Source organism: Ruegeria sp. CG11, from assembly GCF_056537245.1.
The window spans coordinates 16,759-33,731 of record NZ_JBQFRE010000028.1 but is presented as its reverse complement, the minus strand read 5'-3'; the positions used below and the strand labels follow the sequence as shown (position 1 = coordinate 33,731).

11 protein-coding genes and 1 pseudogene are annotated in these 16,973 nt (G+C 51.2%); 8 read left to right on the top strand and 4 right to left on the bottom strand.

Features of this window, described 5'->3' with window-relative positions; translation table 11 throughout:
• Positions 1–604: 604 nt before the first annotated feature.
• From ACR0KW_RS22935 to ACR0KW_RS22920, 4 genes are all read left to right on the top strand, one after another.
• Positions 605–1,699 (top strand): DNA adenine methylase, encoded by a 1,095-nt coding sequence (locus ACR0KW_RS22935; RefSeq protein WP_480807090.1) that lies wholly within the window; start codon positions 605–607, stop codon positions 1,697–1,699.
• Positions 1,700–2,545, top strand: a complete 846-nt coding sequence (locus ACR0KW_RS22930; protein WP_480807089.1) for a DpnII family type II restriction endonuclease — start codon at positions 1,700–1,702, stop codon at positions 2,543–2,545.
• 872 nt (positions 2,546–3,417) lie between these two features.
• Positions 3,418–4,326: a lipocalin-like domain-containing protein gene (locus ACR0KW_RS22925; RefSeq protein WP_480807088.1), complete on the top strand. Its 909-nt coding sequence runs from the start codon at positions 3,418–3,420 to the stop codon at positions 4,324–4,326.
• Positions 4,323–5,759: a c-type cytochrome gene (locus ACR0KW_RS22920; protein ID WP_480807087.1), complete on the top strand. Its 1,437-nt coding sequence runs from the start codon at positions 4,323–4,325 to the stop codon at positions 5,757–5,759. The genes ACR0KW_RS22925 and ACR0KW_RS22920 overlap by 4 nt, the downstream gene beginning before the upstream one ends.
• 368 nt (positions 5,760–6,127) lie before the next feature.
• On the opposite strand, the gene ACR0KW_RS22915 is transcribed toward ACR0KW_RS22920, so the two are convergent.
• Both ACR0KW_RS22915 and ACR0KW_RS22910 read right to left on the bottom strand, forming a co-directional pair.
• A complete protein-coding gene (locus tag ACR0KW_RS22915; RefSeq protein ID WP_480807086.1) occupies positions 6,128–7,501 on the bottom strand; it encodes a leishmanolysin-related zinc metalloendopeptidase in 1,374 nt (457 codons plus the stop codon).
• A 291-nt stretch (positions 7,502–7,792) separates the two neighbouring features.
• Complete coding sequence (locus tag ACR0KW_RS22910) at positions 7,793–8,179, bottom strand: MAPEG family protein (protein ID WP_480807085.1); 387 nt, start codon at positions 8,177–8,179, stop codon at positions 7,793–7,795.
• Positions 8,180–8,328: 149 nt separating this feature from the next.
• Here ACR0KW_RS22910 and ACR0KW_RS22905 point away from each other — a divergent pair, with 149 nt between their 5' ends.
• Positions 8,329–8,925 carry a TetR/AcrR family transcriptional regulator gene (locus tag ACR0KW_RS22905; protein ID WP_480807084.1) on the top strand — a complete coding sequence of 199 codons (597 nt, stop codon included), beginning with the start codon at positions 8,329–8,331 and terminating at the stop codon, positions 8,923–8,925.
• A 572-nt stretch (positions 8,926–9,497) separates the two neighbouring features.
• Here ACR0KW_RS22905 and ACR0KW_RS22900 read toward each other — a convergent pair.
• On the bottom strand, positions 9,498–10,622 hold the full coding sequence (locus ACR0KW_RS22900; protein WP_480807083.1) for a tetratricopeptide repeat protein: 1,125 nt from the start codon (positions 10,620–10,622) through the stop codon (positions 9,498–9,500).
• Between the two features lie 410 nt (positions 10,623–11,032).
• On the opposite strand from ACR0KW_RS22900, the gene ACR0KW_RS22895 reads away from it, so the two are divergent.
• Together ACR0KW_RS22895 and ACR0KW_RS22890 are read left to right on the top strand one after the other, a co-directional pair.
• Entirely contained in the window at positions 11,033–11,515 is a 483-nt protein-coding gene (locus tag ACR0KW_RS22895; protein ID WP_480807082.1) for a hypothetical protein, read from the top strand.
• A gap of 334 nt (positions 11,516–11,849) precedes the next feature.
• Positions 11,850–11,945: pseudogene (locus tag ACR0KW_RS22890) on the top strand (IS5/IS1182 family transposase); the annotation flags it as partial.
• A gap of 52 nt (positions 11,946–11,997) precedes the next feature.
• Here ACR0KW_RS22890 and ACR0KW_RS22885 read toward each other — a convergent pair.
• A complete protein-coding gene (locus ACR0KW_RS22885; RefSeq protein ID WP_480807081.1) occupies positions 11,998–16,122 on the bottom strand; it encodes a thioredoxin domain-containing protein in 4,125 nt (1,374 codons plus the stop codon).
• A 457-nt stretch (positions 16,123–16,579) separates the two neighbouring features.
• On the opposite strand from ACR0KW_RS22885, the gene ACR0KW_RS22880 reads away from it, so the two are divergent.
• Positions 16,580–16,849, top strand: a complete 270-nt coding sequence (locus ACR0KW_RS22880; RefSeq protein ID WP_480807080.1) for a hypothetical protein — start codon at positions 16,580–16,582, stop codon at positions 16,847–16,849.
• The last annotated feature ends 124 nt before the right edge of the window (positions 16,850–16,973 follow it).

Sequence of the window (16,973 nt, the reverse complement as noted above, 5' to 3'; positions counted from 1 at the left end):
CTTGAGCAAGTCAAATCCGCGTGGGTAGTTTGTATTGGGTCAGAAATGCTTGACGTTTGGGTCAGAAATGAATGACGCAATTTACAGTTTTATTGAGGTTTTGACCGCCGATTGAGTCAAAGATCAGTGACGTTCCACATTTCCTTGTGGGACGACACATAGTTTTGCCATTTGGCGTCCATAGTCGTTCCACTGGCGATAGACCCTTCATTTTTGTTGATAAGCTGTGTACCAGTCGGTGATGGCTAATACCGGAATCCGATTAGGCAGAAGTGGTTGGGTCTGGCCGCATTTTTCATGACTTCGGGTATGCTCACTTAAGGTGCGGACGCGTAAAGACGATCTACCGAATTTTTTTGCTGAACTTTTTAGGTTGAATTTCGCCAACACTAACGAAAATCCTCGATCACTGCTGGGCAGCTGTTCAGAGTCTATCATCCAATGACCCTAACCGGTCCAATCCAACACTGGTTTTCTATTGAGATTTCGAATGGATTTTCGCTAACCAAAGATAATACATCTCAAACAGTGACAGGCGCTTCGAAATTCGTATTACTGGAAACCGAGTAGTGTCCCCAACATGCGAAAAATAGCAGGCAAAAATATGAAAATAAGTGAAAAAAGCTTGCGCCTTGTCGCCGCCACTCAGGAATCGAAGCCGATCTCGGATGATCTTCCTAGACAGCTGAAGCATTTCCCTGAGTTGCGCTATATGGGTTCCAAGAAACGCCTCTTGCCGTGGATCCATGGCGTTCTAACGACTTTGGACTTTGAGACGGCCATTGATCCATTTAGCGGCAGCGGTTCAGTTGCCTATCTCATGAAGGCAATGGATCGGCGCACTATCTCAAGTGATTTCCTAAACCTTTCGGCGACGTTAGGAAAAGCGCTTGTAGAGAACGGCTCCGCACACCTCGACGGCCCTGCCATGAAACGGCTGCTTGCAGATCCTGCGAATACCCATCACTTCATCGAAGAAACCTTTGAAGGTGTGTTCTACACGAAAGAAGACCTGCGCTTCTTGGACAGGGTATCGTGCAATCTCCGCCAGCTTGACAACCCACACCAACAAGCCTTGGCAATGGCAGCCTTGATGCGCTCATGCGTAAAGCGGCAACCACGCGGCGTCTTTACAATTTCAGGAGACCTTTCAAAATACGACGACGGCCGCAGAGATCTGAGACTTAGTATCGAAGAGCATTTCTTCGAACAGGTAGAGGTTTACAACGAGGCCGTCTTCGCCAACGGGCGGCGCAACAAAGCGTGTCGAAGCGATGCTTTTGAAGTTGATACACGCGGCGTTGATCTCGTGTATCTGGATCCGCCCTACGTGCCGCGCTCTGATGATAACTGCTACGTCAAACGCTACCATTTTCTTGAAGGTCTCTCCTGCTATTGGCAGGGACTAGATATCGACTACTCGACAAAAGTTCGAAAAATCCCGAAGCGTTTCACCCCGTTCAGCTATCGCAAGCAAGCCATCGAAGCCTTCGAAAGGTTGTTCCATCGCTTTAGAAAGCAAAAGATAGTTCTGTCATACAGCTCAAACGGTTTCCCTGACCTCGATCAGTTGACGGATTTATTGAAGAAAACAAAATCTGATGTCCGCGTATTCAAGCGAGACCACACATATCATTTTGGCACTCATCGTAACGTCAGGCGATCTGCCGTCGAAGAGTATTTGATTTTAGGGCAATAAATGCAGATCATTCACCAGAGCCTAGAACAGATCCTTGATAGCTTGTCCCCGCTGGAAGCCAACTGGATGGATCCCACAGCCGAACTGATTATGGAACGGATTCAAAACGTTCCACAAAAGGCTAGCTTCGATCGCTCTGACATAACCGCTTTGATTGATGCTGATGATGGCGATGGCTTCACGGTATCGAAATTTTGCGTTGGCTCGTTCCTCGGCTACTCCAAGGATAAGCTAGAAACAGAGTTGACGGCACGCCTAGGGCCTGGTGGTACCGGCGTCAAACGATACAAAGCTAATTCCGAAAAATATCTCGATGTTCTCGAAGACATGGGCCTGATTGATGCGATGACACTGACCGTGAACGCGAAGCCCGTATGGAGCGATCTGCTCAAAGAGCGCCTTCGATTTGGCAGAGGCAGCGCGATCCAAGGGCAGCAACGCGGTCGGGAGTTGGAAGACTTCGTGGAGACAATCATCAAGGAAGTTTTCGGCGCATCTTATGAAGCCCGCTGCACATTCCAGGGCGTAAATGGGGAGGCGAAATGTGATTTTGCTATCCCGAATAAGGCAACACCATTGATCCTGATTGAGGCAAAGGGCTATGGCGCAACCGGCTCCAAAATGAGCGACATCATCGGTGACGTTGATGCGATTATTGGAGCCAAACGCCACGATGCCAGTTTGCTGCTATTCACCGATGGTCTGACATGGAAGGCACGCGCGAACGACATGCGTAAGCTAGTTCAACGGCAAAATGATGGTCGTATTACCCGGATTTATACCAAGCAGATGCAACAAACGTTCAAGTCAGAACTTGAGATTCTAAAGGCCGAATACGGACTCTAAAAGACAAACCCCAGTTCCCGTATAGTGAATACTGATAGCGCGGCTCTTAGTTTCAATTCGCGGCCTTGCCACATGCGACCCATGCCGGACGTTCGGCGCTAGCGTGTAAGCCGCAGCTTCCCAAGAATCGAAGTTGAACAATTCTGCAAAAGGCTTTCATAAGGCGAAGGCTGCGGAGCATTCTCAACAGCCTTCTGTTTGGTTATCTTGGCTACTCAGTGGATTTATCTGCACGCTGGCTGGCGTAGGCTTTGAGCATCAATTCCGTGTACTCAACCAGAGATCGCTTCACATAAAACCGTTTCAGCGATGTTCGCAGTTTGTTACGATGCGGTGAATCATCCAGTAGTTGCGGTAACGCGCCATTCGAGACTCTGCCCGGTGATGACCGCAGTGCGGACGAAGCTCACTTTCGCCTGTCCGGGATTAATGACCGCTGCTCAGCATATACCTGGCAATGATTGCCCGCTTTGGGGCTCTCCAAGATGCACCGTGAAGCTGCCATAAGAGAAAATTCCAGTGTCGGGTTCGATGCACAGCGACCTTTGAGGTGAGTGCAATACCGGCGGGAACGCTTGACTCGCTGTCTTTTGGGGCTGAGGCTTTAAGCATTCCGCAGATCGATAGAATTGGCTGGTATGCAAAGACTTCGAAGCCATTTTGTCGTAGGGCTGCTTGCGCTGCTATTCGGCGCTGTGTGCTTCTACATTGTAATCGGGCATTTCACCCCCGAACCTGCTCCGTTGCGCTCGCCCGAAAGAATCGACTGGATTGCAGCTGCTGGCAACATGTCGAACGAGAGCCATGAACAACTTTCCGGTTCATGGACTCTCGATTTGTCCAGGGACCACGGCGCCCATCCGGAGGGTCGCATGGAAACATGGCAACTCACCGCATTTCTTCGAAATGAACGCGGTGAGGACATTGGTTTTCAATTTTCAGTATTTCGCGTCGGTATCGTGCCGCCTGGCACACCGCCGCCGTCGTCGATCTGGGAGGTCCGCGACATCTATCTTGGGAATGTCACCGTTAATGGAATGCTGCAAGGCGGGGTTGATGGTGACGAACGTATTTCTCGGGGAATGCCAGGGGTTGCAGGCTTCGATCCTGATATCCATGAACTGAGGATCGACAACTGGTCGCTGCAATTCAATCAGGGTACAGGACGGGGCGAAATGCAGCTCGACGTTGCCGCGGGGAAGGTTCGCGCCGAGCTATCCCTTACTCCGCTCAAAGCACCAATTGCCATAGATGATGAAGCAACCCCGTTTCGCGGATACTCAGTCACTCGCCTGCGCGTCAATGGTCATCTCAATGGTTCGCAAGGCCGCGACGTTGTTTCAGGTACTGCCTGGTTCGATCATATTTGGGGAGAAATACCTATACCCGGAACATCACCTATTGCTTGGGATCGCTTGCAACTTCATCTCGATGACGGTCGCGATTTCTCGGTAATCAGATCCAAGAGGCGAGATGGAAGCGGCACCGCGACTACTGATGGCTATGTCGTCGATCCCGAAGGACAATTCAGTTTGTTGGATGAAGCTTCGACAAAGCTCGTTCTCGCCCGGATATGGCGCGGCTCTCGCGGCGCCTATCCAGTCGACTGGCAACTCAAAGCGAATGATTTGAATTTGCAGGTTACGTCACTCATCGACGAACAGGAGTATGATTTCGCAGTGCCGGTCTGGAACGGCATGGTCCGGGCCGAAGGTAAGTCAGGGACCAGACGTATAGGTGGCATCGGAATGATGCAGTTGACTGGATATCAGGTACAATGAAGCGCTGGGTCGTATTAGTCGTCGTATTGGGGTTCGTCGCAGCGGTGACGGCTTACATTTGGATATCCGGCGACAAAGTAGCGGCCCTCAGCCAAGGTGGCGACCGTTTCCGGTCAGCGGTCGGTCCAGTTCCGGCAACACCGCAACGTCCGGGCTATGCGGAAGCGGGATACCACGCTCTGGTTAATGAACCTTATGTCAATTGTGGCATGCCCTACAGCGCCTATCGCCGCTTCAATCCGGAAATCGATCCCGCCGATCTTCTGCCGGAACGCGAGGGCCGGAACGCTGAACTTCCATATGCGTTCACATCTCATGTGAATGCCGACGGCGTCGAGATCGTCTCATCAAACTGTCTTTTGTGCCACGCGTCACGCTTCAATGGAGAACTCGTGGTTGGGCTCGGCAATGAGTTTCTCGATTTTACCCAGGACCCTCGGAGGATAGTGAATCAGGTCGGCAGCTACGTGCAGGGTGAGGCGGAAACCGCTGCCTGGCAGCGATGGGCGGATCGGGTTGATGGGATTGCTCCTTACATTCAGATGCAAGCAATCGGGGTTAATCCGGCGACCAATCTGACTTGGGCTCTGATGGCGCACCGGAACAATAAGACCCTGGAGTGGTCCGCTGAGCCGCTGATCGAGCCCCCTCCGACTTCGCCGTTGCCAGTCAGTGTTCCGCCCTGGTGGCGGATGCAGAAAAAGAATGCGATGTTCTACACGACAATCGGGCGCGGTGATCATTCCCGCTTCATGATAATGGCGTCGCTGCTTTGCGCGGATTCGATAGAAGAGGTGGAAGTCGTGGACGCATACGGCCCAGATATACGGGCCTACTTGGAAAGTCTCCGCCCGCCACCCTATCCCTTTCCAGTCGATGTCGAATTAGCCGAGGAGGGCAGGGTTGTATTTGAGAATAATTGCAGCCGGTGTCATGGCACCTATGGTGAGGATGCAACTTACCCAAATCTGGTGGTTCCGCTCGACGAGATTGAAACAGACAAAGAATATGCGCTCGCCGCCACTGACGGCAGGCGGGACCGTTTTTACCAGTGGGTTGAAAGTTCTTATTATGGAAACTCCGTGCAAATTGCCCCTGCACGCGGATACATTGCGCCACCGCTTGATGGGGTCTGGGCGACGGCCCCTTACCTGCACAACGGATCAGTGCCCGACATATGGTCGCTCTTGGACAGCAGCACCCGGCCCAAGTTTTGGCGGCACCAGGTCGCTCCTCGTGAATATGACCCGTCAATCCTGGGGTGGCGTTATGATCGCCTGGAACACAGAAAGGCGGACGTCAACGACCCAGAAATGGCAAGGCAAGTTTACGATACAACCCTCCCAGGATACGGAAACGGTGGGCACAGTTTCGGCGACCATCTGAGTAACGATGAGCGTAAAGCAGTTCTTGAGTATTTGAAGACGCTCTGACCGTGTTGCCGGTTCGATTGAACAGGCGCAAAAGGACATCTCTGCCGGCTGCGGCCGTGGGTACATCGAGCGGCGAAGGAACTCGAAAGGACTCGAAGAGACCTTTCGCCGCTTTTCGTATCAGTGGCAGTTCTCAGCCCTAAGGTGACATGGTCAATCCGCAGGTCGGGCGGTGGCCGTATATTTGCTGCACGAAGGCCTAACTTCGATATGCGGTCCAAGCAGCCGTATTTCACAGGTGCGCAGCCAAACGGATAAGGACTGCATACTAACCAGCTATGGCAATCATCATGTACTGTGAACGTGTCTTCAAAGAAAACAGAGGCGTCAGAACTGCCCAACGCCACTGCGAGTCGGCTCGGTGTTGTTCATGCAGTTAGAAAACCGTCGTACCAGGCCATCAGATCGATTCCATCGCCAGAAGCGTTTGAACCATTCAGAGCGGCCAATTCGTCCTCCCATCCGGCAGCAAGTTCATAGATCCCAAGGTCTTCTAGAGACGCGAGCGAAAAGTCTGCCAGATACATGGTATCGGTCTGCTCAACGATCCCTGTCATTAGCTCGGCATCCAGGGCTGCCTCGTCCCAATGACCTCCGGAAGTGCCGCGCCCGCCACCGCCTTCCACCGGAATATGATCACCATACAAAGTCGTAGCTTCTGTCCCAGTGTATACGAGATTACCCTTCGACTTAGTTGTCAAATCGTTGCCTGCAACATCCCAAAGGGTACCAAATCCCAGCGCATGGATCATCTCGTGAAGTATCGTGTCATCCAGCACGCCGAGTGCATCGAGAGAAGCCGCATCGGCAAGGTCGATGGTAAGGGTTGCGCCAGCCGGTGTTTCAGCCGTGCCATTGCCGTCCCAATCGTTTGCTGCGTAGATATTTGCCGATGCAACCTCTCCACCCAGCGCCCCGGTTTCAAGTTTGACTTCGACATAGAGGTCATCGAGCACGAACTCCGTACCATCTGACTTCAAGCCGTTGTCATCGTCTGTAAAGCCATATGCAATGACCGCAGAAAGAAATTCCGCTGCCGCTTCAACATAACCTTGTATGGTTGTTGCAATCGAAGTGTTCCAATCTGACCCGCTTCCTACAAATTCAATCTGAAAATTAAACGGGTCACTTGTGCCGCGATTGGTATCTACGGTGATAGTATCGTCGAACCCGGCATCGAGAGTGCCCGAAGTGTAGGTAGCTTCCACAGTGCTGCCGCCGCCTCCATCACCACCGCCATCATCGCCGCCGCCGCCCGGTCGACCACCACCGCCACCGCCGCCGCCACCACCGCCGCCGAAGGGATTGCCCATGTTGAACTCTTGGTAGTCAACGAAGGTTGCGTCGGAGCTCACGCTGGGTTGGTTTTCGAAGGCGGTTGGCTGAAGGAGTGCACGTAATGCCTGGCCATCGACTGGTGTAACCGGTTCGGATCCGTTGAGAGCGCCAACCTGCTCCAAGGAAAATTCAATAATTGGATCAAGGCCATCTCCGTCTTCACCATCAGATCCGCCGACCGGATTGCCCGTGTTTAACACTTGGTAGTCATCGACGGATTCGTCGGAGTTCTCATTAGCATGACTTTCAAGAGCGGTAGACTGAAGGAGCGCGTGCAATGCTGGGCCATCTGCAGGTGTACCCGGTTCGGGTGCGTTTGGAGCGTCAACCTGCTCCAAGATAAATTCATCAATTGCATCAAAAAAATCGTCAAACAGAATTCGATCCAAACGTTTTGCGTGCATAATACCTATCTCCGAATTGAAGCCCCCACCAATACATCTGACTATCAGAATATATGAGCACACGTTAATGCATGAGCAATAAGCTATTCATGCTCAGTTAAAGCGGCAAGCGGCGGCTCTTTTGACCAAACCGACCGCACATTCTTACCTCAGCAAAGGTTCGGAATGGGCTCGTTGTCGCCGTTCATTGCTTTTCGGATCAGTGGCTGGTCGCAGGATGGTGGATGTCCAGCCCCTTAAGGTGGCACGATCGCTCAGCGGACACTTTTGCCATTCTTCCTATGCCCCTACTCAGAACCAAATTTGCCCCAACAGCCAGAATCCCATCATTAGGCCGGGTAACAAGGTGACAAGCATCGCCAAGCCGCGTTTGGCGCTGTCGTAGAGCGCGTAATGCAGTATTCGTCCAGCTAGAAATACTGCAACCGCGAGCCAGAGCCAGCGCGTGTCGAGACCTGCATATTCCGAGGCGCCAAGTACTAGAGCAAAAAGTGGTGCATTCTCCATTAAGTTGCCGTGTATGCGAATGCGTTTAAAGAGCACCTCGTCATCTCCATCCCCTCGCAAAACGCCACCGATCTTGTCCCGGCGCAGACCGACCCAACCAGTCATAGGAATGAGTATTATTGCCAGCACACTGACGAAGGTGAAGGTCACGGGAAGGAGCATTACTGACATGATGCCGGGCTGCCGTGATGTGCGAGTAGATATTCGGGCACGTTGTAATCTCCTGTTTTCTTCAACGATATGACGAATGACATAAATCTAAATATGATAAAGAACATTTTTTGGTACGGTGCTAAGGTAAGCTAAACTCGGAGAGAGTGATGCCATACAGCGCTGAACATAAACAGAAAACACGCAAGAAGATTGTTGAGGCCGCCCGTATTCTGTTCAATAGGCACGGTTTTAACGGTGTATCAATTGATATGGTGATGAAGGAAGCCGGGCTGACACGCGGCGGCTTTTACAACCATTTCAAAAACAAGGAGGAACTGTTCAGCGAAGCTGTTAAGAGCTTTCTGATGGGACGGGGAGCGGAGTGGCGAGAAGAGGCCGGTGTCGACGTTTCCAACCTGAAACCCGAGATGGCCCAGCACATGATCAATGCCTATCTGTCTCCAGAACATCTTGGAGATCTGGATGGCCAATGCCCAATGATCGCTTTGCCGTCTGATATCTCAAGAGGCGGGGTTGATGCACAGAAGTCATTTCAAATCCTGCTGGAAGCAATGGTTTCATTGTTCGAGACCAACATGAACCACGACGAGGCGACCAACCGCCAATGGGCGCAAGCCATCAGCGCGCTTTGCATTGGTGGGATGGTGATTTCCAGAGCTCTACCCGATTCAGGACTTGCGAAGCAGGTACGCCTTGCGTCATGCCAATCGGCAAATTTCCTTTTAAGCCAAAGTCAAACCTAGTCTCACGAAAGCGGTCTTTCGTACTTTTTGCAGCATTGGTTAGTTTGGCCTCAATTGAGCCCTTAGCCGCAGCGTTGATGAGTGGCCGCTCTTCGTGTTGGGTCAGAAATGCCTGACGATTGGGTCAGAAATGAATGACGTAATTGGCCGATTTATTGAGGTTTTGTCTGTCGATTGAGTCAAATATCAGTGACGTTCCACATTTCCTGTTGAACGTCACAGGAACCTGACCCAACCGTCACAGTTGGACCAGAGAATATGTGAACGTTCGACATTAGAAGGCACCCCAAGTCAAATTTCTTTTCAGAAACGAATTGAGATGCAGAGCTGCAGATAATTTTCTGGAGCTCGAATTTGGTCCCATCTTTTAGATAATCAGCAAGTCGTCACTTGCGGCCCAAACCTGCAGTTCGCGGAATGCCGGAGATTGAGGTTTCGCTGAACTCCGGCCACACAGCAGCCGTTCGCCGCATTTGCAGCACCGAGTACCGCGAACGACCGCAATGCGCAAAGTGCGGGCGTCGAATTGATCGGTGGAGCGACTTAGAGTGTCGGGTCAGGCACCTAAAAAATCAAGCGTCCAGTTTCACTCGAAGAGTACCTTTCCCTCCCCAATCAACCCAGTCTGGAACGAATCCCGGTGTGTGATAACTAAACTCGTACCTTCCTCTGTATTTTTTGAGAATTGGGAAGGCTTCTATTAGCTCTGTGTATTCTGCAAGCCAAGTAATGATAAACGCGCAAGTTCGGTAAGTGAGCTCATGTTTTATGTCGTCGTTCACTAGTAGTTTCAGGTTCCCAGACTTACCTTCTCCATGCTCCCTTTCGATCCGATCTTGAGATGCGGCGTGGGCACCATCGGCGTTGGCGAGTGTCTTGATCACTTCACCAATGGTCTGTCTCTTTCCTACAAACACGATTGGCTGCTCTAACCAATCTTCAAAAGAATACAGGATGTCTGGTTGCGCGGTTAGTGGCTCAAATCCCATTGACATACTAATGTCCAACCTGATGCCTTCTGGCAGGCCTGCTGCTGGATCATGGCCGACAATTGACGGGAAAAGAATGCGCAAACCGCACCTTTCACTCAGTAACGGCTGAGTTCCTTTTGTCTTTTCTTGAAGCAGCTTACGCAGATCAACCATCAAAGTCTCTGCAAAGGCAGGCTTGATTTCGGTTTGCGAGAGGATGCTATCCATGCGATCCAAACATCTTTCAATCTGACCCAGATCCCGTGGGTCATTTGTCAACATACGCTTGGCATTCGAGTATTCGGAGTAAATCTCTTGAAGTAAATCATGCACATCATCATGATCGCCAGACTCTTTTGCAGGGAATACGTACATGCCGATTCCCATAGCCAGTAAAGACACGCATCCAGCCCGAGGCTGTATTCTCATAGGTTTGCCTTCACGGATCAATTTTAACAGCTTGAAAAGAGCATCTTTGGATGCGGTTATGTTTTTAGACTCTAGCTGACGCATGCCGTAGAAGTACAATACTTCGGCATGATTTGGATCGACGCTTTGCATCGCTCCAATTAGCTTGTCAGCATCGTCATATTTCTTGCTATTCAAGAAGCCCATGACAACGCCGGACATTGCATCCATCACTTCTGGATAAGAATTGTAAACCTCACGAAACAGGTTTTCGTCTTTTAGCAGTTGCTCGTAGGTAATTGGCGTGCCTTCCGCCATGGTGAAATCTCATTTGATTGTTCAAAATACGTTTCTTGAAAGCGTAGACTAGATCATCGGCAAACAACACGTCAAAGAGGTACTGATGGCAAGCTCAAGTATTGGTGATTGAGACTCTAGGAAACGCAGTTGGTGCCGCTTTTAGCGTGCTGCATTTCCACGCGGCCGACGACCGCAATGGGCTCGAGCAAGCGCGACGGGTCCGTCCGTTGTACTCGCTCTGTTGAACCGATGTGTAGGCTGTTAAGCTGCTGAGCGGCGTAACGCCAAAGGCTTACGGCTGTGTTGGTGCGGCGTCGGGCGCGTTTGGGCTCGGGATATGCTCATTACTCCTGTACGTGACTGTCGCTTGTAGTGTTGCTAAGAATTGTCATTTTAGATGAATTGGGTTTCTTACCTCGGGAGGTGACATGTCGAAGAACAAACAAGAAGAGCCGTTAATTCTGTTAATTGACGAGTGTTGGTACGACAGACCTATTGGCGGTCTGGAAGGTGCGGCACTCAAGTACCACCCTAAGCGCAGAGAAAGGCTATCAGATGGCAAACTGGCTGATCTCAATTCTTCACTAGATTCTGGTGAAGTGAGGGTTGCGCGGCGTGTGACCGAAGAGAGCTTTACTGACCTTGATGATACTACAAAGTCATATGAATTTGGCGGTCCAGTTCTCGAAGTGGTCTTGAGTAAAGAAACAATCGCTTACTCATTCGCTTCCATTGCAGCGTTTGTGGTTTTCCTTCGAAACTCATTGGGAATAATGGTCGATTGGAAGAAGCTCTCAGAAGATTCACGGGTTAAGCGCACTATGAAAGTGCTCTTTAACGGGCAAGAGGTGGAGATTACCGAAGGGACAGAAATAGATCGCTTATTGAGCGATCTAAAGGCGAGCGAATAGTAACCAAATGAACCCTTTTGGTGTTTAAGTGCGATTGCATCGACCCTATGGCATACATTGATTCAGCCGCAGTAAATGTCGGATTTATCCGCATACCGACCTATGCAAGCAATCCGAGGGATGTCCGGTTTGCGAGGTTCGCGACCTGCTGCATGAGCGAACAATTGAAGTGAGACCAACAGCAGCTCAGGGCTCTTACTTCCTGTAGGGACACATTGCAGAGAATGTCGGCTGCGAGCCCATAGTGTCGATATCTGCGCGGCCTACGAAAGGCTGCTTTTCCACGTCATTCGCAACGCGACTGCCCTGTCCTAGCGGAGCTTCAAACGCAGACAGGGACTGGGGGCGCGTTGCCACCCGCTACGACAGATGCCCAATAGCTGTTCTTTTAGCCATCCCACTCGCTGCTTACGTCATTTTTTGGCTATGAAGAATGAACGATTCATGAGCTTATAAAGCAGTTCGGTCGGTCTGTTACTACCTTAGAAATCGATGACTTTTTCAACTTCAGAATCACCGTCACTACCTGCTTCAAAATAGAAATCCGGCTGCTCTGCAAGCCAGGCTGGATCGAACAACACGAAAGCCACGTCGTCGAGCAACCCGGGCGATGAGAACCGAACCGCGAGAATGGGACCTAAGTCAGAAAACTCGAGCAACGTTTGCTTGCCCACAACTGGACTCATCATCAGTGGTAGCCTTTCGGCACGATCATTGCCGCCGTTGGTGGGCCATTCTCTTGACCACCCCTTTACTGGAACGAGCGACTTTGCAAGCATCCGGCAATTGTGTGTCGCACAGCGTCGAATAAGGTCATGGCCAGCGAGAGACCAGAGATAAGTGAGCTCGCCATCATGCCAGAGGTTCTCTCCGTACTTTCGTTTAAGACCCACCAATAGCGAATCTTTGGTTGGTACGAAGTTTTGGAAAATCAGCCGTCGACTCATGCCTCCAATCAGTTGAACTTCCGGATTGTGAAACCCGAAGAGAGCAATTCCTTCGCTTCCATCGCTATTCCACATTAAAACAGCATCATCGAACGGTCTGGGGTCGTCCATGATCGCGACCAATCTGGACTTGAGACGGTTGCTGACGAGTTTTTCTGCCGTTGCTCTGTCCATACCCAATCGAAGCCCTAACATATCAGCGCCGTATACGCTTCGTTCGGACGATTCTGAGCACGCCTCTATTGCAGCCTCGCGCTCTTTAGTGCCACCGAGAGGTACCCAGGAATATTTGTCGCCCATACGCATGAATTTGAACGCGCAGCCATTTTGGCGGGCTGTTCTCTCCGCGGCTATCTGGCGTTTCAGGCTCTCAAGTTGAAATCGCGTATCATTTAACAGGTTGTCGCACTCGCCCATGATAATCGTATCGCGGCCGGGGTCTGAGCCGATCTCTGCGCAGACCTGTTCGGCACAAGACAGTTTGACTTCAAGATCATCTTCCTCTCGACAACCGTTCATGCGAAGGCGGTAGTTATGCATTCTTTGTTTCGCGAGCGCGGCGACTTCTTCCACATTCTGCTGGGCAGCTGGTTCAGGGATGACATTGGAATCGTCCACCTCAGTTACCTCTTCAACACTTGCCGGGATGCCTTCCAAGCTCGACCCGCCGATCCTAAAGGCACATTCTTCAATGTCGCTTGACGACAGTCCCTGACTATCTCTCGTGTCCCGGTAATAGTTCATTGCGGCATCTGTAAACGTCGCCTGAGGATTCGTCTTGCAGAACTGCGAGTAGCTCGAAAACCTCTCTAGCCGCCCACTTTCGCCCGCATTGAAAGTTGCAGGAGCGATTCTGCAGCGACTTTCGAGAGACCAATTTGAACCGCTTACGAACCCTGCAATCCACAAAGTAAGCAAGTCCGGCGGGAAACCGCCGTTGTTAATAGATTCACAAGAGAATTCTGATAATTGGTCAATTTCAGCCGGTGAGATAATACTTTCGTTTTCTTCACCAGACAGACATGCCTGACTAGATATGGGCTCTAGATCTTGCGATCCTCTAAGCTTGATGTCGTAGAGCAGAGATAAAGCGTCTCGATACCTTAGTTCTCCAGTGCATAGCTTGCGCAAAGCACCGCCTTCTTGAAACCAGCTGCCCGACTTCAGCTCGATTTGAGAAAGAGATGACGCAGGGCAATTAGCATTAAAAATCGCATCAGCTCCAGATACAAAGCCCAACGCGAACCTTTCCAAATGCCAATATTTTGCAAAATTCTCAGACACGGAAGCCAGCTTATCGCAAGGGAAGACCCCCCAGCTTATATACGGGTACCTTTCTTCCTGCTCTTGCGACTCCACATCTTTCGAACCTACGGTCAAATTGTCAGGCTCCGAAGTTTTCCGTCTCTCCCGCTCCGCTCCTTGAGATTGAGGCGCCTCCTCGATTGCAGGTCGCTGCACCGCCCGCTCAGCGCTCCGATCATCCAAGTGCAAAGCTATGAATTTCTCTAACTCAGAAATTGAGCCAATTCCCTTTAGGCGTACTCCATCGATTTCGAACTGAGGAAATGCATTAACCGATCTACTCTCCATTTCCGTTCCGATATACTCCGCCAACCGCTCCAATCTTGCTTGAGACGTACACTGCTCATATTGCTCACCACTCACGCCGGCCACCCGCAGAATCCGTGGCAGCCTATTGTCAATGAAGCGTCTCCAAGACACAGATTCGCCTATGGAAATTCCCCTCTCACTACTTGCGTAGGTGACACATGTCTTTAAAACTTCTTCTTGGATCTGTTCTCGAACATCCCATTGCGAGTTTTCATTGGCACATTCTATTGCCGCAATTGCGAGTAGATCCTCACGCGTCAGAGCATAATCATGAACAGTATAATTTACTTCTCCAGTATCTATGAATTTCTCTTTAATTTGATTAAATCCCCCGCAGATTCGCGTAGTTTTGTCTCCTTTTCGTATTTCCCAGTCACCACAGTATTCCGGTTTCGTATGGAACATGAGACTAAACTCACAACCGACCGGATGCGCATACTCAATTACAGTAATAGGCGCATCCTCGCGTCCCAGAAAATATGAAGTCGAAATATCGGACTGTATCTCGTCACTTATATTTTCTTCGATGTCTACTTTCTGTTTCGGTTCCAAGTTTTGGCTGGCGGTTAGGACAATGATCTTGTCGCTGCCGGAACGGAAGGGCCTAATGACCCAACGACCTTCACCTCCAGAGTCGATCCGACCGGAAACCCGCACTGTCTTTCCTTCCAATCCTGCACCTCCAGGTCCATAGAGATTGGTATCTAGGAATTGGCTAAATGGAATCGCTTCCATGAGTATGATGGAAACGCGGCCCTCAGAGCCGGCCAAAGTGAAATATGTCGAGCCGTGGATCGACTCAACTTTCTCGATGGTTCCTTCCATTACGCCAAAACGTGTAGACGTGCGGGCTTTCTCAATCGCTTCAAAATCATTGGGGGATAGAACGCCCACACTTACTGCTTCAGGCAGCTTTTCTTTGCGTCCGCCAAGCAAGGCCTCGATCCACCATCTGGGATATTGAAGTTCGTCACCGGAGCCATCAATCAGCCTTCCAACCTTGTTCTTCGGGGCGCTGTACACCAAAGAGGCAACATCGCGAACGCGCGCCTCGCCATATTGATTGGCCAGTTCGGAAACGTATGCCTCGCCGGCGCGATAGGCTTCTAGCCACTCCCGACCCTGAAAGAAACCTGCACCGACATAGGTGGCGTACATTTCCGGGGTCGTGAACAGCTCGGTGTAGATCGGCGTAAACAAATTGCGCGCGGGAAGATTGCCGCCCGGCGGATAGACAAGTGACTCTATATTTAGCGGTATTCCATTCTCATTAATTCGTGCTTCTCGAACTATACTGGCAGCCTCCAGCAAACGGTCTTCTCCAAATTTGGTCGCAAGTAGGTTATAAATCTCGTCTGCGTGCTCGATGGGATTGCGGAATCTCGATGATCCTGGGGATGTTCGATCTGTGCGGACAACGTAATCTTCTATGGCAATTCGCGTGAAGTCTTCTGTGGAGAACAACTGCGAAAGAGGGACACCGCTTGCAAATATCTCGGCCCGGTCCCGTGCGCGCGTGTAAGCAAGTCCGCGTGGCTCTGACGCCATCAGAGCCTCAATGAAACGCCCAGGTGTGAGGAGGATCAGGTCCGCATCATCGCGCGCACCCATGTGATACCGCACTTCGCGAACCCAGTTATAGAATGGAACTGCTGCCAGCTGACGTGCTGAAGAGTCTATAGCGGCGCGGCGCTGCACAAAGGCGATGATTGGATCGTCGCTGTCCAGACCCATGATGACGCCTGTCGACATCAACCAAAGATCGGTTTCAAGCATCCTTTTTTGAAACTCTTCGGCCGCTTGTTGCAAGTCCTGACCGGTTCGCAGCGCGTGAACGAACCTCTCGCGGGCCTCCTGAACGTCCCGTGACATGGCTCCAGCGGCCTGCTCGGCTCGATGAGCGCCATCTAGAGCAGACGAAAGTTGATCCGTAGCAAAGCCTCCGAGCGAAAAGTCGTCGATGTGGACGAAGTCAGCATTCGAAGGGGAAACTGTGAAAATCAATGCAGACAGCGTTGCCCAAAACGTCTTCGCGTAGTTGGTCATGACTTTCCCCCCAAAAAAACTAAGCACAACATCAGGTGATGCGGTCACGCATACAAATCTCTCAATGAGATACTAACATATCCGACGAGTCGGCCAAATCGGGGGCCGACCGTCGTATTGATCCTTACAGTTACGCGCCGGATTCGCAGGCAATAGCGAGGTTTGTTGTCACCTCTGGCTCAGCAAGGCATCATGCCGAGGATGAATTGCAGCGATTTACGTCCTGCTCCAGTGACATTGAGAGGAGAAGCATGCCATGCAGAGACCTTGTGTTGCAGCCGCCGTTTTGGGTTTCTTGCTGAGTGGTGGCGCTGCAAACGCGACTGACTGGCAGAGTGGAGAGAGTGAAAGGGGGGCCTGGGCATCAATCTCCGAAGGCACGAATGACCTACGTATTTCGTGCAATCGCGGTGACCCAAACTTCTATTTCATTCTGTCCGGCGGACCGTTTCCGGGGATGAAGAATATTGATGACGGGAACGAGTCCATGATGATGTGGATTGAACAATCCGACGGACGGACCGCGCGCCATCCGGTTGATGGGTATTACTTTAGGCCAGAGCGCTCTTTCGTGGGGCGCTTTCTTGTTTCCGATCTGATCCTTGAGCAGTTCCGCAACGGCAGAACGATGAGCTTGAGCGCGCCGACGGGCGCCGGTATCGCGGAGTTCGGCATGCGAGGAACAGGTGAAGCGCGGGGCCACTTCAAAGAGGCTTGCGGCATTTGACAATGCGGTAAGTAGTAAACCAGAATGGCACATGAAGCTGGTTGTGGTACGTCAAACAGCGCGCAAAGCCAAAAAATTCAAAGCAAGCGCGCCGTGATGCGAGTTTGCGACCCAAGTCGACAAC

Excerpts from the sequence above, each read along its gene's own strand:
- ACR0KW_RS22905 (WP_480807084.1), top strand. The coding sequence starts at position 8,329 with ATGCCATACAGCGCTGAACATAAACAGAAAACACGCAAGAAGATTGTT.
- ACR0KW_RS22915 (WP_480807086.1), bottom strand. The coding sequence starts at position 7,501 with ATGCACGCAAAACGTTTGGATCGAATTCTGTTTGACGATTTTTTTGAT.
- ACR0KW_RS22935 (WP_480807090.1), top strand. The coding sequence starts at position 605 with ATGAAAATAAGTGAAAAAAGCTTGCGCCTTGTCGCCGCCACTCAGGAA.
- ACR0KW_RS22895 (WP_480807082.1), top strand. The coding sequence starts at position 11,033 with ATGTCGAAGAACAAACAAGAAGAGCCGTTAATTCTGTTAATTGACGAG.
- ACR0KW_RS22930 (WP_480807089.1), top strand. The coding sequence starts at position 1,700 with ATGCAGATCATTCACCAGAGCCTAGAACAGATCCTTGATAGCTTGTCC.
- ACR0KW_RS22880 (WP_480807080.1), top strand. The coding sequence starts at position 16,580 with ATGAAGAATATTGATGACGGGAACGAGTCCATGATGATGTGGATTGAA.
- ACR0KW_RS22885 (WP_480807081.1), bottom strand. The coding sequence starts at position 16,122 with ATGACCAACTACGCGAAGACGTTTTGGGCAACGCTGTCTGCATTGATT.
- ACR0KW_RS22925 (WP_480807088.1), top strand. The coding sequence starts at position 3,418 with ATGGAAACATGGCAACTCACCGCATTTCTTCGAAATGAACGCGGTGAG.
- ACR0KW_RS22910 (WP_480807085.1), bottom strand. The coding sequence starts at position 8,179 with ATGTCAGTAATGCTCCTTCCCGTGACCTTCACCTTCGTCAGTGTGCTG.
- ACR0KW_RS22900 (WP_480807083.1), bottom strand. The coding sequence starts at position 10,622 with ATGGCGGAAGGCACGCCAATTACCTACGAGCAACTGCTAAAAGACGAA.
- ACR0KW_RS22920 (WP_480807087.1), top strand. The coding sequence starts at position 4,323 with ATGAAGCGCTGGGTCGTATTAGTCGTCGTATTGGGGTTCGTCGCAGCG.